This is a genomic window from Tsukamurella sp. DT100, from assembly GCF_049844855.1.
GTDB lineage: Bacteria > Actinomycetota > Actinomycetes > Mycobacteriales > Mycobacteriaceae > Tsukamurella.
The window spans coordinates 64,180-80,653 of record NZ_JBNCLV010000010.1; the positions used below are offsets into that span (position 1 = coordinate 64,180).

At 73.4% G+C, this 16,474-nt stretch carries 14 protein-coding genes; 6 read left to right on the forward strand and 8 right to left on the reverse strand.

The annotated features are described in order from the left end of the window. Positions 1-7 precede the first annotated feature (7 nt). Both ACLQ3K_RS21515 and ACLQ3K_RS21520 read right to left on the reverse strand, forming a co-directional pair. On the reverse strand, positions 8-1,180 hold the full coding sequence (locus ACLQ3K_RS21515) for a serine/threonine-protein kinase (protein WP_426001486.1): 1,173 nt from the start codon (positions 1,178-1,180) through the stop codon (positions 8-10). 17 nt (positions 1,181-1,197) lie between these two features. Next, the gene (locus ACLQ3K_RS21520) at positions 1,198-1,746 is read right to left on the reverse strand and encodes a CGNR zinc finger domain-containing protein (protein WP_259143887.1); all 549 of its coding nucleotides are present in this window, start codon (positions 1,744-1,746) and stop codon (positions 1,198-1,200) included. 50 nt (positions 1,747-1,796) lie between these two features. Here ACLQ3K_RS21520 and ACLQ3K_RS21525 point away from each other — a divergent pair, with 50 nt between their 5' ends. The 3 genes from ACLQ3K_RS21525 to ACLQ3K_RS21535 all read left to right on the forward strand — a co-directional run bounded on the left by ACLQ3K_RS21525 (position 1,797) and on the right by ACLQ3K_RS21535 (position 6,003). Then, entirely contained in the window at positions 1,797-3,302 is a 1,506-nt protein-coding gene (locus ACLQ3K_RS21525) for an amino acid permease (protein ID WP_336671231.1), read from the forward strand. Positions 3,303-3,703: 401 nt separating this feature from the next. Then, positions 3,704-4,414 (forward strand): hypothetical protein, encoded by a 711-nt coding sequence (locus ACLQ3K_RS21530; RefSeq protein WP_426001487.1) that lies wholly within the window; start codon positions 3,704-3,706, stop codon positions 4,412-4,414. After that, positions 4,411-6,003 carry a DNA polymerase Y family protein gene (locus tag ACLQ3K_RS21535; protein WP_426001488.1) on the forward strand — a complete coding sequence of 531 codons (1,593 nt, stop codon included), beginning with the start codon at positions 4,411-4,413 and terminating at the stop codon, positions 6,001-6,003. The genes ACLQ3K_RS21530 and ACLQ3K_RS21535 overlap by 4 nt, the downstream gene beginning before the upstream one ends. 20 nt (positions 6,004-6,023) lie before the next feature. Here ACLQ3K_RS21535 and ACLQ3K_RS21540 read toward each other — a convergent pair whose 3' ends face one another. From ACLQ3K_RS21540 to ACLQ3K_RS21550, 3 genes are all read right to left on the reverse strand, one after another. Continuing rightward, positions 6,024-7,343 carry a hypothetical protein gene (locus ACLQ3K_RS21540; protein ID WP_426001489.1) on the reverse strand — a complete coding sequence of 440 codons (1,320 nt, stop codon included), beginning with the start codon at positions 7,341-7,343 and terminating at the stop codon, positions 6,024-6,026. A 91-nt stretch (positions 7,344-7,434) separates the two neighbouring features. Continuing rightward, complete coding sequence (locus tag ACLQ3K_RS21545; RefSeq protein ID WP_426001490.1) at positions 7,435-8,706, reverse strand: serpin family protein; 1,272 nt, start codon at positions 8,704-8,706, stop codon at positions 7,435-7,437. A gap of 23 nt (positions 8,707-8,729) precedes the next feature. Then, positions 8,730-9,638 carry an amidohydrolase family protein gene (locus ACLQ3K_RS21550; protein ID WP_426001492.1) on the reverse strand — a complete coding sequence of 303 codons (909 nt, stop codon included), beginning with the start codon at positions 9,636-9,638 and terminating at the stop codon, positions 8,730-8,732. Positions 9,639-9,729: 91 nt separating this feature from the next. Here ACLQ3K_RS21550 and ACLQ3K_RS21555 point away from each other — a divergent pair, with 91 nt between their 5' ends. After that, entirely contained in the window at positions 9,730-10,191 is a 462-nt protein-coding gene (locus tag ACLQ3K_RS21555; protein ID WP_426001493.1) for a MarR family winged helix-turn-helix transcriptional regulator, read from the forward strand. 9 nt (positions 10,192-10,200) lie between these two features. On the opposite strand, the gene ACLQ3K_RS21560 is transcribed toward ACLQ3K_RS21555, so the two are convergent. Beyond that, the gene (locus tag ACLQ3K_RS21560) at positions 10,201-11,244 is read right to left on the reverse strand and encodes an FAD-dependent monooxygenase (RefSeq protein WP_426001495.1); all 1,044 of its coding nucleotides are present in this window, start codon (positions 11,242-11,244) and stop codon (positions 10,201-10,203) included. A gap of 46 nt (positions 11,245-11,290) precedes the next feature. Here ACLQ3K_RS21560 and ACLQ3K_RS21565 point away from each other — a divergent pair, with 46 nt between their 5' ends. After that, positions 11,291-11,830, forward strand: coding sequence for a TetR/AcrR family transcriptional regulator (locus ACLQ3K_RS21565; RefSeq protein WP_224650208.1), 540 nt, complete (start codon positions 11,291-11,293; stop codon positions 11,828-11,830). A 10-nt stretch (positions 11,831-11,840) separates the two neighbouring features. Here ACLQ3K_RS21565 and ACLQ3K_RS21570 read toward each other — a convergent pair whose 3' ends face one another. Together ACLQ3K_RS21570 and ACLQ3K_RS21575 are read right to left on the reverse strand one after the other, a co-directional pair. Then, positions 11,841-12,317 (reverse strand): hypothetical protein, encoded by a 477-nt coding sequence (locus tag ACLQ3K_RS21570; protein WP_426001496.1) that lies wholly within the window; start codon positions 12,315-12,317, stop codon positions 11,841-11,843. A gap of 21 nt (positions 12,318-12,338) precedes the next feature. Continuing rightward, entirely contained in the window at positions 12,339-12,986 is a 648-nt protein-coding gene (locus ACLQ3K_RS21575) for an MspA family porin (RefSeq protein ID WP_426001497.1), read from the reverse strand. Between the two features lie 178 nt (positions 12,987-13,164). Between ACLQ3K_RS21575 and ACLQ3K_RS21580 the strand changes: the two genes are divergently transcribed. After that, complete coding sequence (locus ACLQ3K_RS21580; RefSeq protein ID WP_426001498.1) at positions 13,165-16,461, forward strand: error-prone DNA polymerase; 3,297 nt, start codon at positions 13,165-13,167, stop codon at positions 16,459-16,461. Positions 16,462-16,474: the final 13 nt, after the last annotated feature.

The window sequence follows — 16,474 nt, forward strand, 5'->3', positions numbered from 1 at the left end:
CCGGGACTCAGCCCAGCGCGATGATGATGCCCGCGATGATCGCGGCGAGCACGATGAAGCCGCCGATGATCCACGCCGCGAGAACGGTGTTCGACATCTTCGACGGCGGCGCCACCGGCGGCGGCACGTAGGTGCTGGGCCGCGGCGCGGGCGGGATCGGCCGCTTCCGCTCGATCGGGCCCGACGCCGTCGTGCGCGCCGACGAGGTCCGGTCGCCGGGGGTGCGCTCACCGGCGGTGCGCCGCAGCCACACCGCGGGCGCGCCCTCGGTCGCCTGCAGCGGGGCGGCGAGGATCGCGGCGGGGTTGCCGCCGCCGGCCGCGACCGCGGCGAGCCGGTCCCGCGCCTCGATCAGCGAGGGCCGCCGCTTCGGGCTCGGCTGCAGCATGTCCAGGATGACGCGGACCAGCGGACCGTCGTTCTTGGGCGGATTGATCTGTCCCAGCGCGACTTTGTGCAGCAGGGCGATCGAGTCCTCGTCGACGCCGAAGGGCGGCGCGCCCTCGAGCGCGGTGTACAGCGTCGCGCCGAGCGAGTACAGGTCGGAGGCCTCGGAGGGCTCGGTGCCGCGGGCCACCTCGGGGGCGAAGTAGGCGGGCGTGCCGGTGATGATCCCGGTGGGGCCGGCATCGTCGCCCTTGGCCCGCGCGATGCCGAAGTCGGAGAGCTTGACGGTGCCCGACGCACGGCCGCGGTTGGCGATGAGGATGTTGCCCGGCTTGATGTCCCGGTGGATGATGCCGGCTTCGTGCGCCTCGACGAGGGCGTCGGCCATCTGCGCGCCGATCTGCGCCACCTGCCGCTCGGGCATCGAGCCGGTCATGTGCAGCACCTGGGCCAGCGAGCGCGAGGGCAGGTACTCCATCACCAGCCAGGGCTCGCCGCGGTCGAGGGCCACGTCGTACATGGCGACGGCGTTGCGGTGCTGCAGCCGGGCCGCGAGCCGGCCCTCGTGCAGGGCGCGCCGGCGCAGCTCGTCGGCCTCCTCCTGGGTGAGTCCCTCGGTGGAGATGACCTGCTTGGCGGCGACGTCGCGCTCGAGGCGCTCGTCGCGGGCGAGCCAGACGGCGCCCATGCCGCCGCCGCCGATCTTGGAGGTGAGTCGGTAGCGCCCGGCGACCAGGTGATCGGGCCCGGGAACGCCCCTGATCGCGCCGCTCGCACCCGTCGTTTCCGCCACGCCGTTGATCCTAAGGGTCAGGCCCGGCGCGCGCGGTACGCGGCCACGTTCAAGCGGTTGTTGCAGCCGTCGTCGCAGAATCGGCGGGAGCTGTTGCGGCTGAAGTCCACGAGCACCCCGGCGCAGTCCGGCGCGGCGCAGCGCCGCAGCCGGTCGAGGGCGTCGGCGCGGACCACGTCGACCATGCCCATCGCGGGCTCGGCGAGGAAGCGCTCCGCGATCGGCGTCGCGTCGTTCCAACCGTGCAGGTGGTACGGCCAGTCGTCGTGCCGCACGAGCTGGGGGAGGACCGCCGCGTCGCGCAGCATCCGGTTCACCAGGTCGACGGTGCCGGCCTCGTCGCCCGCGAGGTCCCACAGGCCGCGCAGGACGCGGCGCACGGCGTGCACGCGGTCCAGTTCGTCCTCGCGCAGGGGGATGGGGCCGGTCCAGCCCCAGCGCTCCACGAAGGCGCGGAGCGCGGCGACGTCGGGCAGGCGCTCGGGGCGCTCCGTGCGCGCGTCGGGGGCGGTGTTCACCAGATCGGCGGCGCTCGCGAGGGCGGATCGGGTGTCGTAGGAGAACATGACGCTGCGAATGCTAACCGGATGGGCGTTGCGGTCGCTACTCTCATCGGGTGTCCAGCCCTCTTGGAATCACCCCCGACGACTCCCTCCGCCAGGGACTGCAGAGCCGCCACATCAGCATGCTCGCGCTCGGCGGCGCGATCGGCACCGGTCTGTTCGTGGCGTCCGGCGCCACGATCAGCCAGGCCGGCCCCGGTGGCGCCCTCCTGGCCTACGCGCTCATGGGCGTCATGGTCTTCTTCCTCATGCAGAGCCTCGGCGAGATGTCGGCGTACATGCCGTGCAGTAATCCGTTCGAGGAGTACGGCAGCCGGTTCGTCAGCAAGTCCTTCGGCTTCGCGGCCGGGTGGAACTACTGGTTCAACTGGTCGATCACGCTGGCCGCGGAGGTGGTGGCGGCCGGCCTGATCATGAAGTTCTGGCTGCCCGACGTGCCCACCTGGATCTGGTCGGTGATCTTCCTCGCCGGCCTGTTGGCCCTGAACCTGTTCGCGGTGAAGGCCTTCGGCGAGGCCGAGTTCTGGTTCGCGTCGATCAAGGTGATCGCCGTGGTGATCTTCCTGATCGTCGGCGTGCTGATGGTGTTGGGCGTGGTCGGCGACGGCCCGGCCCCCGGCTTCTCCAACTGGACCATCGGCGACGCGCCCTTCGTGGACTGGCCGCTGGGGATGCTCTCGGTCTTCCTCATCGCGGGCTTCGCCTTCCAGGGCACGGAGATGATCGCGGTCGCGGCGGGCGAGGCGATCGAGCCGAAGAGCGCCATCCCGCGCGCGGTGCGCACCGTCTTCTTCCGGATCCTGGTCTTCTACATCGGCACGCTGACGATCATCGCCTTCCTCATCCCGTACACCAGTCCCGAGCTGCTGGACGCCTCCGCGGAGAACGTCGCGGTGGCGCCGTTCACGCTGGTCTTCAAGCTCGCGGGCATCGACGCCGCGGCGTCGATCATGAACGCGGTCATCCTCATCGCCATCCTCTCCGCCGGCAACGCCAGCCTGTTCGCCGCCACGCGCGCGCTGTACGGCCTGGGGGTGGAGGGCAACGCGCCGAAGATCTTCGCCAAGGTGACCAAGGCCGGCGTTCCCATCGCTGCCACGGCGGCGACCACCGTGATCGGCTGCCTGTGCTTCCTCGCCGGCCCGAAGGGCGATGGTGCCGCGTACACGGTGCTGGTCGCCGCCTCGTCGGTCGCCGGGTTCGTGACCTGGATCGGGATCGCGTGGGCGCACTACAAGTTCCGTAGGGCGTGGAACGCGCAGGGGCGTTCGCTCGACGAGCTTCCCTACAAGGCGTGGCTGTACCCCGCGGGACCGATCGTGGCGCTGATCATGTCGATCGCAGTCGTCGCGGGCCAGGGCTACCTCGCGTCCGAGGACTCCGAGACGGGCGCCAGCATCAGCCTCTGGCTCACCACGTATGCGGCCCTGATCCTGTTCCTCGGGCTGTGGTGGGGACACAAGCTCATCACCAAGGCGCCGACCGTCGACCCGAAGACCGCGGACCTGTCGCCCGTCGCCGCGGCCTCCGCGCACCACGATCCAGATCGCGTGGGCTGATAGTCGATCGCTCGAGGAAGGCGGATCGCCCCGGTACACGGGCGATCCGCCTTCGTTGGTCCGGGCGCGGCGAGGGTAGGGGAGTGATGACCTTCGCGTACTCGACCATCCTCATCCCGAGGTTCTGCGTCCCATCGGCGACGTGATGCGTGCGATGCATCGCCTCACCGCGAAAAATGCTCGTGAACTGCGACGATCGTGTGATGCGCCGGGCGCATCACTCTGCTGGAACCCCTCTCACCTCGGCGCTTGACGCCGTTCGGATCGCGGATCTACGCTGAGATCAGATCGAACAGAAGTTCTAGTCATGTCTTCCCCGTGGCTCGGCTTCCGCACTGATCGGTGACGCGGGATCCGAAGGTAGGGGAGGGGTGTGACACATGTCCGCACGTGTTCAAGCGTTGGCAGGCAATCGCGAGGAGAAGCTGGCGGAGCTGCGCAAGCGGCTCGCGACGCTGCCGGAGAAGCATCGTCCGGCGAAGGCGCAGGCGCCCGTGGAGGCGCCGCTGCAGGACGAATCAGCGCAGCTCGGCATGGGTGTGCTGCCGGTGCACGAGGAGCTGGCCCGACTGCTGCCGGGCGGCGGCCTGCCGCGCGGCACGGTCGCGGAGCTCTCGGGCGCGGGCTCGCTCGCGGTCTCGCTGGTGGCCGGCGTCTCCCGGACGGGATCGAGCGTCGCGCTGTGCGGCGTCTCCGGCTTCGGCATGGCCGCCGCACTCGAACAGGGGGCCGATCCGGAGCGGATCGCGCTCATCGCCGGCCCACTCGCGGACCCGGTGGCCGTCGCCTCGATCCTGCTCGACGGCGCCGACGTGGTGCTGTGCGAGCTCGGGGGCATCGCGGTGCCGCCCAGCCGCGGCCGCGCCATCGCCGCCCGGGCCCGTTCCCGGGGCTCGATCCTGCTAGTCACCGGCGGCCGCTGGGAGGGCGCCGCGCTGCACCTCGGCGCGCGCGTGCGGGGCTACACCGGCCTCGGCGCCCGGCCCGGACGCGGCCGGATCCGCGGGATCGACCTGGTCTTCTCCGCCCGCGGCCGCGGCTGCGTCAACCCGCAGCGGGGCGCCGAGCAGTACTGGGGCGCCGAGCAGCGTCGAATGGCGGCGGCGCAGTGACCGCGCAGCGCATCCTCGCCCTGTGGTGCCCGGACTGGCCGGCGGCGGCCGCGGCGGCGGACGCGGACCTGCCGCCCGACCGCCCCGTCGCCGTCCTGCACGGCAACCGGGTCGTCGCCTGCAACGCCCCCGCCCGGGCCGACGGGGTGCGCCGCGGCATGAAGCGCCGCGAATCCCAGGCCCGCTGCCCGGGGTTGCACATCGCTCAGGCCGACGAGGGGCGGGACGCGCGGCTCTTCGAGCCCGTGGCGGGCGCCGTGGCGGCGCTGATCCCGCTCATCGAGGTGCTGCGCCCGGGGCTCGTGGTGATCCCGGCGCGGGGCGCGGCGCGCTTCTTCGGCGGCGAGGAGCAGGCGGCCGAGCGCCTGGTGGACGCGGCGTCCTCGGTGGGCGCGGAGTCGCTCGCCGGCATCGCCGACGAGGTCTTCACCGCGGCCCTGGCCGCCCGCCGCGGCGTCGTCGTGCCGCCGGGGGAGTCGGCGGCCTTCCTCGCCCCGCTGCCCATCGCCCAGCTGGGGGCGGAGCCGGCGCTCGCGGGCGGCGACCGCACCGAGCTCCTGGACCTGCTGCGCCGGCTGGGGCTGCGCACCGTCGGCGCTTTCGCGGCGCTCTCCGCCACCGACGTGGCCACCCGCTTCGGCACCGACGCGATCGCCGCGCACCGGCAGGCCCGCGCGGTGCCGGACCGGCCGCCGTCCACCGCGGCCCTGCCGCCCGGGCTGGAGGTGGAGCTGCGACCCGACCCGCCCATCGACCGGGTCGACGCGGCGGCCTTCGCCGGCCGCGCCCTCGCCGCGGAGCTGCACGGCAAGCTGTCCGCGGCGGGCGTGGCGTGCCTGCGGCTGGAGGTCTCCGCGATCGCGGAGAACGGCGAGCGGCACAGCCGCATCTGGCGCTGCGCCGAGCCGCTCACCCCGGACGGCACCGCCGACCGGGTGCGCTGGCAGATCGACGGCTGGCTCACCGGCGGCCGGTCCGCGAAGCGGGGCGGGGAGGGCGGCCCGGGCGCCCCGATCTCTCTGCTGCGGCTCGAGCCCGTGGAGGTGGTGGACGCCGGCGCGCTGCAGGCGGGCATGTGGGGCGACGATGCCGACGGTGCCGCCCGGTTCCGTCGCGCCCTCGTCCGGGTGCAGGGCCTGCTCGGCGGGGAGGCTGTGCGGATGGGCGTGCGCAGCGGCGGCCGCGGCCCGGCCGAGCGGGTCACCTGGGTCCCGCTGGGCGACGAGGTGGTCCCGGAGCGCGATCCGGCCGCGCCGTGGCCGGGTCGGATGCCGGAGCCGGCGCCGTCGGTGCTGGTCACGGGCGCCGCGGTCACGATCACCGACGCCGCGGGCGCGGCCGTGCGGGTCACCGAGCGCGGCGTCTTCACGGGCGAGCCCACGCACCTGGTGTGGGGCTCCCGCGACTGGTCGCTCAGCTGGTGGGCGGGGCCGTGGCTGGTCGACGAGCGCTGGTGGGCGGCGGACGGCGCCGCCGAGCCGCGGGCCCGCGCCCAGGTGCTGCTCGAGCCCGCGCCCGGCCGCGACGACGGGCGGGCCCTGCTGCTGCAGTACGCCGGGAGCTGGGAGGTAGAGGGGGTGTACGAGTAGGTGGGCCGCCGCCCGGGGAGTCAGCCCGCGCTGCCCGAGAAGGCCACCGAGAGGTACGGGTTGGTGTCCGGCGCCGGGGCGGCCCGGAACCGGTTGCGACGGTGCTTCGCCCGCTTCCCGGGCGTGAGCGCCGTGCCCTCGGAATCCTCGGGGGCGGGCTCGTCACCGGGGTCCACGACGGTGTCGTCCGCCTCGTCGGGGGTCTCGTCGGCCGGCGGCAGAACCCGGTGGTGTCCCGCGGCGGGAACGTCCTCGACGGGGGCGGGCTCGTCCACGGTGGCTGCGACGGTGGCCTCGGCGGGCTCCTCGGTCGCGGCCTCGGAGCTCGCTTCCGCGGCGTCCGGTGCCTCGTTCGGGACCAGGGCGATCGCCTCCCGGCGGCGCACGCGATGGGCGACGGCGAGGGCGGCCAGGTAGGTGACGGTGCCGGCCGCGCCGCCGACCACGAGCGCCCACGCGAGGGGCCGCGCGATGCCGGGGTCCGGCGCCGGGGCGGGCGCGCTGGTCACGGACCGCAGCCGGGTCTGCGTGAGGGCGAGCTGGCCGTCGATGGCGCCGAGCGCCGTTTTCAGCTGTCCCACACCGGTGGTCAGGTTGGTGACGGAGGCGTTGACGTCCTTGCGGGCCGAGGCCAGCTTGGTCAGCCCGTCCCGCAGCTGCCGGGCGGCGCTGCGCGCGGAGGTGAGGGAGGCGTCGGCGTTGGCGGAGGCGCTGCTCAGGCTGCTCGTCATGGTCGAGAGCGTGCTGCGCATGCCGGCCACGTCGTCGAGCGCGCCCACGCCCTTCGATCCGGCGAGCGCGCGGTCGAGCTGCGCGACGGCCTCGGCGGAGCCGGGCGACGGGTGCTCGATCAGCCGCCCGCGCAGCGCCACGAGGGCGGCGCGGGTGCCGGCCGCCACCTGCTGCAGGCCCTGGGTGCGCTCGAGCGCGCCGCCGAGCGTGGCGGTCGCCCGGTTCACCTGGTTCAGGGCGGCGGAGAGGGAGGAGGCCTCGTCGAGGCCCGAGACCAGCTGTTCGGCACCGGTTTTGGCGGTGTCGACGCTGTCGAAGATCTGCGGCACCGAGCTCGCCGAGGTGTTCAGCCCGTTCCCCGCCGAGACCACGGCGTTGGACAGCAGGCCGAAGAGCGCGCGCGACTCGTCGGCGGCCTTGAGGGCGACGCGCGTGTTCTCGGCGTTCTCCCGCTCCTGGGCCGGCGCCGGCGGAGTCGTTCCCGCGGCGATGAGGAAGGTGGCGCCGCCGGCGACGAGCGCGATCAGCACGGCGAGCAGCGCGGTGCCCGTGAGGGCCCACGCCGAGCGGGCCGCCGCGCGGAGCGGGCGGGACAGCTTCATGGTCATGCCTCAACCTTAACGTGAAGTCGAGACTTTGGTGAAAAGATAACCGCCGGAAGAAATTTGAATTTGCAATGTCAAGGTGGGCGAGTGCGGACTATCCGCCCGGGCGGTTGACCGTCCCCATCATCAGGGGCATCCCCGTCGCCGTGTCGACCACCGAGTACGCGAAGGCCCGGTCCACCACGAAGGGCGCGGGGCCCGGGGCGGACTCGGGAGTCGGCGCCGCGGTCGCGGTGCCGGCGGCGGTGCCCTTCTCGCCCACGGTGAGCACGGCCGCGGCGCGGGCGTCGGCCAGCCACGGTGATCCCGGGGCCACGCCGTCGAGGCCCGGACCGGCGAACAGCCCCGTCAGGCAGGCGTCCCGGAGCGGGTCCGCGAGGCCGGTCCAGGTGGTGGTGCGCCACTTGGGCAGGCTCACCTCGTGCGGGACCGACGGTGCCCCCGCCAGCGCGATCCTGGCCGCGGTGAACCGGCCCTCGCTCGCCGCGTCGGTGAGCGGAGTCCCGGGGGTGGGCAGCACGATCTGCAGCGCGAGCGTGGTGCCGTAGTCGAGCTGCAGCGCTGTGAAGCCCTCGCCCGCGGCCACGCGCGCGGGCACCGTGCCGCGCATCGTGAGCGGGTCGAGCACCGCACCGTCGGCGGCGGTGAACGGCGCGGGCCGGGTGCGGGCGGCGTCGAACGGGAAGCGCCACGCGGCCGCGAGGTAGGCGGTGGTCGCCGCGGCGAGGCGGGTGGTGGAGTCGACGCGCAGCGGCGCGGAGGTGAAGCTGCTGCCGGTGTTCACCGCCACCCACTCGCCCAGCGGTTCGCCCACGCCGGCGCCGAAATCGACGGGGTAGACGCCGGTGTCGTAGGAGGCCGACAGCGTGTCCAGGTACTCGGCCCGCACCCGACGGTCCTCGGGCTGCTTCGCGGACAGGAGCGCGACCTGCGACTGGAACAGCGGCGTCGCGGGCGGCGTGTCCGCGGGCACGGTGCCGGGATCGCCCGCCCACTGCGCGGTCTGGCCGGTGAGCGCCGCCATCGCCCGCGGCACGTCCTTCGCGGCGCCGAGCCCGGCACCGTCGAGCTGCGCGGCGGTCTCGCCCTGTGCCCCGGCCCGGAGCATCCCGAGCAGGCTCAGGACGGACCAGGGCGAGACGGCGGTGCTCCCGGCGCGGGGGTCGCCGGCCGCGAGCCGCGCGCCGAGGCGGGTGGCGGTGGATACCAGCGCGGTCACGTCGCCGCGCGTCTCGTCGATCCCCACCTGCTCGAACGCGGTCTTGGACCGTTCGAGCGAGAGGGCCTGCGGCGCCGACGGTGCGCCGCCGCACGCCGCGAGGGTCCCCGCGACGAACAGCGCCACCGCGGCGCGCCGGATCTGCATGAGGGCCATCGTACGGCCCGCGCTCAGGCGCCCGCGCGCTCCAGCAGGGCGCGGCCGTTGTGCCACAGCACCTTGCGCATCCACTCGTCGCCGAGGCCGAGCCGGGCGAGCCCGAAGAGCTGGTGCGCGTAGTCGTAGGGAATGTTGGGGAAGTCGCTGCCCAGCACCACCTTGTCGGCGAGCGCGCCGAGCCGCTCGACGTAGCCGGGCGGCATCGGCGCGGTGCGCTCGGTGAAGTCGGTCGCGGCCATCGTGGTGTCGAGGTACACGTTGGGGAAGCGCTCGGCGAGATCGGCGAACCGGTCGTACTCGGGCATGCCCAGGTGCGCGATGACCAGCGTCAGTTCGGGGTGCCGGCGCAGCACCTCGGCGACCCGGTCGGGGCCCGTGTACGGCCCTTCCACGGGGCCGGAACCGGCGTGGATCACCACCGGGATCCTCGCGGCCGACAGGACCTCCCAGGCCGGGTCCAGCAGGGGATCGTCGGGCGCGAAGACGCCCACCTGGACGTGCATCTTGAACAGTCGCGCACCGTCGGCGACGGCCCGCGCGACGTACTCGCCCACGCCGGGCTCGGGGTAGAGCGTGGCGCAGTGGATCCCGTCGGGCACGCGGCGCGCGAACTCGGCGCACCAGTCGTTGAGCCACACGGCCATCCCGGGCTTGTGCGGATAGGTGAGCGCGGGGATCGCCGTCACGCCCATGCCGCGGATCAGCTCCAGGCGCGTGTCCTCGTCGAACCGGTACCGGATGGGCCACTCGCGGCCGTATTCGGAGCTCGCGCGGTCGAAGAAGTCCCACACCTTGAGCAGCATCGGCTCGGGCAGGAAGTGCACGTGGATGTCGGCGAGGCCGGGGATGCCGAGGGTCTTCAGGTAGCCGGCGATCTCGTCGTCGGAGGTCGGTCCCGTCGTCGTGCTCGGACTGCTCATACCGGTCAATGTACCCACCTCGGTGAGGCGCCGTTCACCGAAATGAGGAGGCGGTAAAGTCGAGTCCCGACGTGATGTTCGGGGGTGTGTGATGGTGGACGCGGGAAGCACCCGGTGGTTGTCCGACGAGGAGATGGCGGCGTGGCTGCCCCTCATCCACGTGGCGATGCGGCTGCCGGCCAAGCTGGACACGCAGCTGCGGACCGACTCCGGCATCACCCACTACGAGTTCATGGTGCTCGCGCAGCTCTCGCAGGCTCCGGACCGCACCCTCGGGCTGTCGGCGCTCGCTGAGGCCGCCAACTCCTCGCCCTCACGGCTCTCGCACGTGCTGCGCAAGCTCAGCGAGCGGGGCTGGCTGGTGCGGCACGCGGAGGGGCGCTCGGCGTACGCCGAGCTCACCGACGAGGGCTTCTCCGCGCTCGACGGTGCCGCCCGCGGGCACGTCGCGGAGGTGCGCCGGCTGGTCTTCGACCACCTCACGGTGCGCGACGTCGCGGCGCTGCGGGCCGCGCTCTCCAAGGTCACCCCGGGTCTCGCCGACGAGGCCTGACCCGGGCCCTCAGGCCGCGGCGGCCACCGCCCGCAGCAGCAGGTCCCGCGGGGCGCGCAGCCGCGAAACGAGGGCGACGTGCCGCATCGCCCGCGAGAGCAGCATCGTCCGCTGTCCCGCGCGGCGCCGCGCCGCCTCGTAGGCGCGCAGCGCGGGCGCCGCGTCGCCGCCGACATCGGCCGCCGCGCCGAGGGCGTCGGCCAGGGCGGCGGCGTCCAGCAGGGTCTCGCACGCGCCGCGGCCCAGGTTGGGTGCCATGGCGTGGGCCGCGTCGCCGAGGAGGGCGACGTTGCCGCGCACGATCCGCGGCAGCCGCGGCAGGTCGCGCGATCGGTAGTGCAGGGCCGTCTCCGCCTCGATGCCCTCGATGGTCTCGGCCACTCGCGGGGCCCAGCCGCGGTACATCGCGCGGAGGAAGCCGCGCGGGTCCTCGTCCGGGTCCGGGGTGCCCGGCGGAACCACCCGCGGATCGAACTCCGAGTACCAGTTGATGTAGCCCCCGTCGCGGGGCGTGACGCCGAACAGTCTTCCCGGGCCCCAGTATTCGGTGAACACGTCGGTGTCGCCGGGACACCGGCCGATGAGCACGTCGACGCCGAGGGGTCGCGGCGCCACCTCGTGCCCGACGACGTGCGCGCGGACGACGCTGCCGATGCCATCGGCGCCGACGATCACGTCGTGGGTGAGCCCGTCGAGGCCGGCGCGGCGATCGCCGAACCGGACCGCGGGTGCGCACGCGGCGAGGGCTTCGAGGAGCCGGGGCCGCGAGATGATGACGGTGGCGCCCTTCGCTCGTACCTCGGGGCCGAGCCGGTGCCCCTCGGCGCTGCGGATCTCCGCGATCCGCTGATCGATCCCGATCTCCCGCACCGCGTCCGCCGCGCCCACCCGCTCGAGCACCGCCATCGCCTCGGGCCACATCCCGAGGGCGGTGCCGGTGGTGGGGAGCGACGCCGCGCGTTCGAAGACCTCCACCTCCCAGCCCTGCTGCGTGAGGAGCGCTGCGGTGGCCAGCCCGCCGATGCCGCCGCCGATGATCGCTGCCGTGGTCATGACTTCACGGTACTACAAACGTAGTATTCGGGTACAGTCCTCGCTCATGGGCAGACGGGAAGAGGTCCTGGACGGGGCGATCGAGGTGCTCGGCACGCTCGGCCTCCGCGGGCTCACGCACCGCGCCGTCGACGGCACCGCGGGTGTGCCTGCGGGGACGGCGTCCAACTACTTCCGCTCGCGCGCCGCGCTGGTGCGCGGTGTCGTCGAGCGCCTGGTGGAGGAGGACCTCGCCTTCTGGGCCGCGTTCGACGGGGTCCAGGAGTCCACGCCGGGTGACGTGGCGGAGCGTCTCGCGGAATTCGTCCGCTGGTCTATCGGCGACGGTCGGGTGCGGGGCGTGGCGCGGCTCAACCTGTTCGCCGCGGCCGCGGTGGAGCCGGACCTGCGCGAACCGCTCCGGCGTGGACGTCGTGCCGTCGAGCTCGTCGGTGAGCAGGTCGGTGCCGCCATCGGCCTCGGAGTCGCCGAGTCCGCGCTGGTGATGGACGCCACCGACGCCCTGATCACGCGACAGCTCGCGATGCCGACCGAGGGTTTCGACCCGTTGCCCGCGCTGACGACCCTTCTCACGCGTCTGCGCTGAAGGGGCCCGGCTAGCGGGGCGCCTGAGCGACGACCGTGCCTCGGCCCGCCGGCGGGCCGAGGGTGTCGACGCCGTAGTTCCAGGACTTGCCGTTCGGGGCGCCGATGCCCGCGAAGGGCGGGTTGGGCGTCTGCGGCAGGTTCGGGGCCTGCCCGCTGCCGATCGGAGAGGTCGGCGTGGACGTGGTGGGCGTGGTCGTGGGCACCCCGGTCGGCGGGCAGGCGTAGCCGGGCTGTACGTAGACCGCCTGCTCGTAGCCCGGGCCGCCCATGGCGCTGCACCAGGTGTAGCCGCCCGGCAGGGTCCAGGGCGGAAGGCTGCCGTCCGTCGGGTACGGCACGCGCGTCGTGGCCGGAAGCCCGCTCGGGTCGGCGGACGCGGGCGGGGAGGTCATGGGGAACAGCAGGGAGGTGCCCAGGGCGAGCACTGCGAGGCCGGCCGTCGCGTACCAGGGCGCACGGGACGGGCCCGTGGATTGTGTGTGCATCGGATTCGTTCCCATCTCGAGTCAGATCGGCAGGGAGGCGGAGTAGGTGAAGACCTCGTTGTCGAACTCGCTGGAGGACATCGTGATCCCCGCTCCGATGCGGACGCCCACGTTGCCGGCGCAGCCGTCCACCCTCACGTGGACGCCCTCGACCGAGACGGCCGCGCGGTTCTTCGCGATGGTCTTCTTCCGGACGACCGAGGTGGCGATGCCGCCCGGTTTGATCACGGTGGAGACGTTCGCCGCGGCCCCGAGTCCCGCGCCGACGCCGGCGCCGATGTTGAAGGAGCCGCCGGCGATCGACAGTGCCGGGCTGACGGAGACGCTGGGGCCCACGGTGGCGGAGACACCGCCGCCGACGGCGACCCCGGAGGCCACGTCGACGGCGCAGCCGATCTGGACGATGAGGGCCATCGAGGCGCCCTCGATCGGGCTCGAGCCGGCTCCGTCGACGCTCCCGACGGCGGTCGCCTTGAAGAACGCCTCGCGACTGGTGGGCGTGCCCGCCAGGTTGGAGACGGGGTTGACCTCGACGCCCTGCAGCTGGATGCGGACCTTCCAGCCGTCCTTGGTCGTCCGCGAGATCTGAGTGTCCTTCATCGAGGTCGGAGCGCCCACCGCCTGGGGTGCGGCGGCGAACGTTCCCGCTGCGACGGCGAGGATGCACATGGAGGTGGTGGCAAGACGTGTTGCGCGACCGGTGTTTTGGCGGTCACGCAGGCGGGCTGAGGTCACGTGGGGAGACGCTAGCAACCGACGATCCAAGCGCCAACTACAAAAATAGTATGACAAGCGTATCCGTTCGACGGCGATAGTCGTATCGAACATGTGAGCGTATGATGGGGGGGTGGGATGGAGTAACGGGCCGAGCTGGTCGGAGATGGAGCGGGTGCTCTCCGGGCGGGCCCCGGTGCGCCGGGCGGAGGAGCCGCCGGGCGACGGTGGCGACTCCCCGGCCTGGTCCCGCAAGCGGGAGCCCTACGTTCCGCCCCCGGTTCCGCCCAGTGGCGGTCTCCGTTCGTCCCGCGTGCCCTACGCGGAGCTGCACGCGCACACCGCCTTCAGCTTCCTCGACGGCGCCGCGCAGCCGGAGGAGATGGTCGAGCAGGCCCACGCGCTCGGCCTGAAGGCCCTCGCGGTCACCGACCACAACGGCTTCTACGGCGTGGTCCGGTTCGCCGAGGCGGCCTTGGAGCTCGGCGTCCCCACGGTCTTCGGGGCGGAGCTGTCCCTGGAGCACGACACCGAACGCACCGGCGCCGAGGACCCGTCGGGCGAGCACCTGCTCGTCCTCGCCCGCGGGCAGGAGGGCTACCGCCGCCTCTCACGCGCCATGGCGGAGGCGCACATGGAGGCGGGGGAGAAGGGGCTGCTGCGCTTCCATCCGGACCGCCTGGCCGAGTGGTCCGGCGGCCACTGGCACATCCTCACCGGCTGCCGCAAGGGCGCGGTCCGGCGTGGCCTCGCCGCCCGGGGGCCCGACGGTGCCGCCGCCGCCCTGGCGCAGCTCGTCGACCGGTTCGGCGAGGGGCGGGTGAGCATGGAGCTCACCGTCCACGGCGTCCCCGAGGACGACGAGCGCAATCATCTGCTGGCCGGCGTCGCGGCGCGGATGGGGGTGGGCACCGTCGCCACTACGGGGGCGCACTTCGCCCGTCCCGGCCAGCGTCACCTGGCGTCGACGCTCGCGGCGATCCGCGCCCGCCGCAGCCTCGACGAGCTCGACGGCTGGCTCCCCGCCGCGGGCGGCGCGCACCTGCGCTCGGGTGACGAGATGGCGCTGCTGCTGCCCGAGCACCCCGGCGCCATCGCGGCCGCCGCCGAGCTCGGTGCCGAGTGCGCCTTCAGCCTCAAGCTGATCGCGCCGAAGCTGCCGCCCTTCGACGTCCCGTCGGGCCACACGGAGGCCACCTGGCTGCGCGAGCTGACCCGGCGCGGGGCGCTGGAGCGGTACGGCCCGCCGGAGTCGAATCCGCAGGCGTATCGGCAGATCGAGCACGAGCTGAACGTGATCGAGACGCTCACCTTCCCCGGCTACTTCCTCATCGTGCACAGCATCGTGACCTTCTGCCGGGACAGCGACATCCTGTGCCAGGGCAGGGGCAGCGCCGCCAACTCGGCCGTCTGCTTCGCGCTCGGCATCACCGCGGTCGACCCGGTGCGCAACCAACTGCTCTTCGAGCGCTTCCTGGCCCCCGAGCGCGACGGCCCGCCCGACATCGACGTGGACATCGAGTCCGACCGTCGCGAGGAGGCGATCCAGTTCGTCTACCGGAAGTACGGCCGCGAGTACGCCGCGCAGGTCGCGAACGTCATCACCTACCGCGGGCGGTCCGCGGTGCGCGATACCGCCCGCGCGCTCGGCTACTCGCAGGGGCAGCAGGACGCCTGGAGCAAGCAGATCTCCAGCTGGGGGTGGCGACAGGATCCGGTGCCCGAGGGCATCCCGGAGCGGGTGGTCGAGCTGGCCACGCAGATCGCGGACCTGCCGCGGCACCTGGGCATCCACTCCGGCGGCATGGTGATCTGCGACCGGCCGATCGCCGACGTCTGCCCCACCGAGTGGGCGCGCATGGAGAACCGCAGCGTGCTGCAGTGGGACAAGGACGACTGCGCCGCCGCGGGGCTGGTGAAGTTCGACCTGCTGGGCCTCGGCATGCTCAGTGCGCTGCACTACGCGAAGGACCTCCTCGCCGAGCACAAGGGCATCGACGTGGACTTCGCGCAGCTCGACCTCACCGACGAGAACGTGTACGAGATGCTCTGCCGCGCCGACTCGGTGGGCGTCTTCCAGGTGGAGTCGCGCGCGCAGATGGCCACGCTGCCGCGCCTGAAACCGCGGACCTTCTACGACCTCGTGGTGGAGGTCGCCCTCATCCGGCCCGGCCCCATCCAGGGCGGCTCGGTGCACCCGTACATCCGCCGCCGCAACGGGCTGGAATCGGCGAAGGCGGACCACCCGTCGATGGACAAGGCGTTGAGCCGCACGCTGGGCGTGCCGCTCTTCCAGGAGCAGCTCATGCAGCTCGCGGTCGACGTGGCCGGGTTCTCCCCGGCGGAGGCCGACCAGCTGCGCCGCGCCATGGGCTCGAAGCGCTCCACCGAGAAGATGGAGCAGCTGCGACAGCGCTTCTACGACGGGGCCCGGCACCGGCACGGCATCGAGGGGGAGGTGGCCGACCGGATCTTCGAGAAGCTCGCCGCGTTCGCCAACTTCGGGTTCCCCGAGAGTCATTCGCAGTCGTTCGCGTCGCTGGTCTTCTACTCCTCGTGGTTCAAGCTCTACCACCCGGCGGCCTTCTGCGCGGCGCTGCTGCGGGCCCAGCCGATGGGCTTCTACTCGCCGCAGTCCCTCGTCGCCGACGCGCGGCGGCACGGCGTCACGGTGCACGGGCCGTGCGTGAACCGCAGCCTGCCGTGGGCGGATCTGGAGAACGCAGGGGCGGAGGTCCGGCTCGGGCTGGCCGCGATCCGCACCATCGGCGACGACCTCGCCGAACGCATCGTCGGCGAACGGGACTCCCGCGGTGCCTACGCGGGCCTCACCGATCTCACCGCCCGTGTCGAGCTCACGGTCGCGCAGTCGGAGGCGCTCGCGACCTCCGGCGCGCTGGACTGCTTCGGCCGGGATCGGCGGCAGGCGCTGTGGGAGGCCGGCGCCGCCGCCCGCGAGCGCCCGGACCGGCTGCCGGGCACGGCCACCGCGGGAGCCCCGCCCACCCTGCCCGGGATGAGCGAGACGGAGCTCGCGGCGGCGGACGTGTGGGCCACGTCGGTCACCGTCGGCAAGTACCCCACGGAGTTCCTCCGGCCCGCCCTCGACCGGCTCGGCGTCGTCCGCGCCGACCGCCTGCTCTCGCTGCCCGACGGTGACCGCGTGCTGGTGGGCGGGGCCGTCACGCACCGGCAGCGGCCCGCCACCGCGGGCGGCGTCACCTTCATCAACCTCGAGGACGAGACCGGGATGGTGAACGTGGTGTGCAGCCAGGGGTTGTGGGCGCGGTACCGGCGGCTCGCGCAGTCGGCGCCCGCACTGCTGGTGCGGGGGAAGCTGCAGAACGCGGAGGGCGCCGTCACCGTCGTCGCCGACCGGCTGCAGCGCATGGACCTGTCGGTGCCCTCCCGGTCCCGCGACTGGCAGTGAGGGTAGCCTTGGG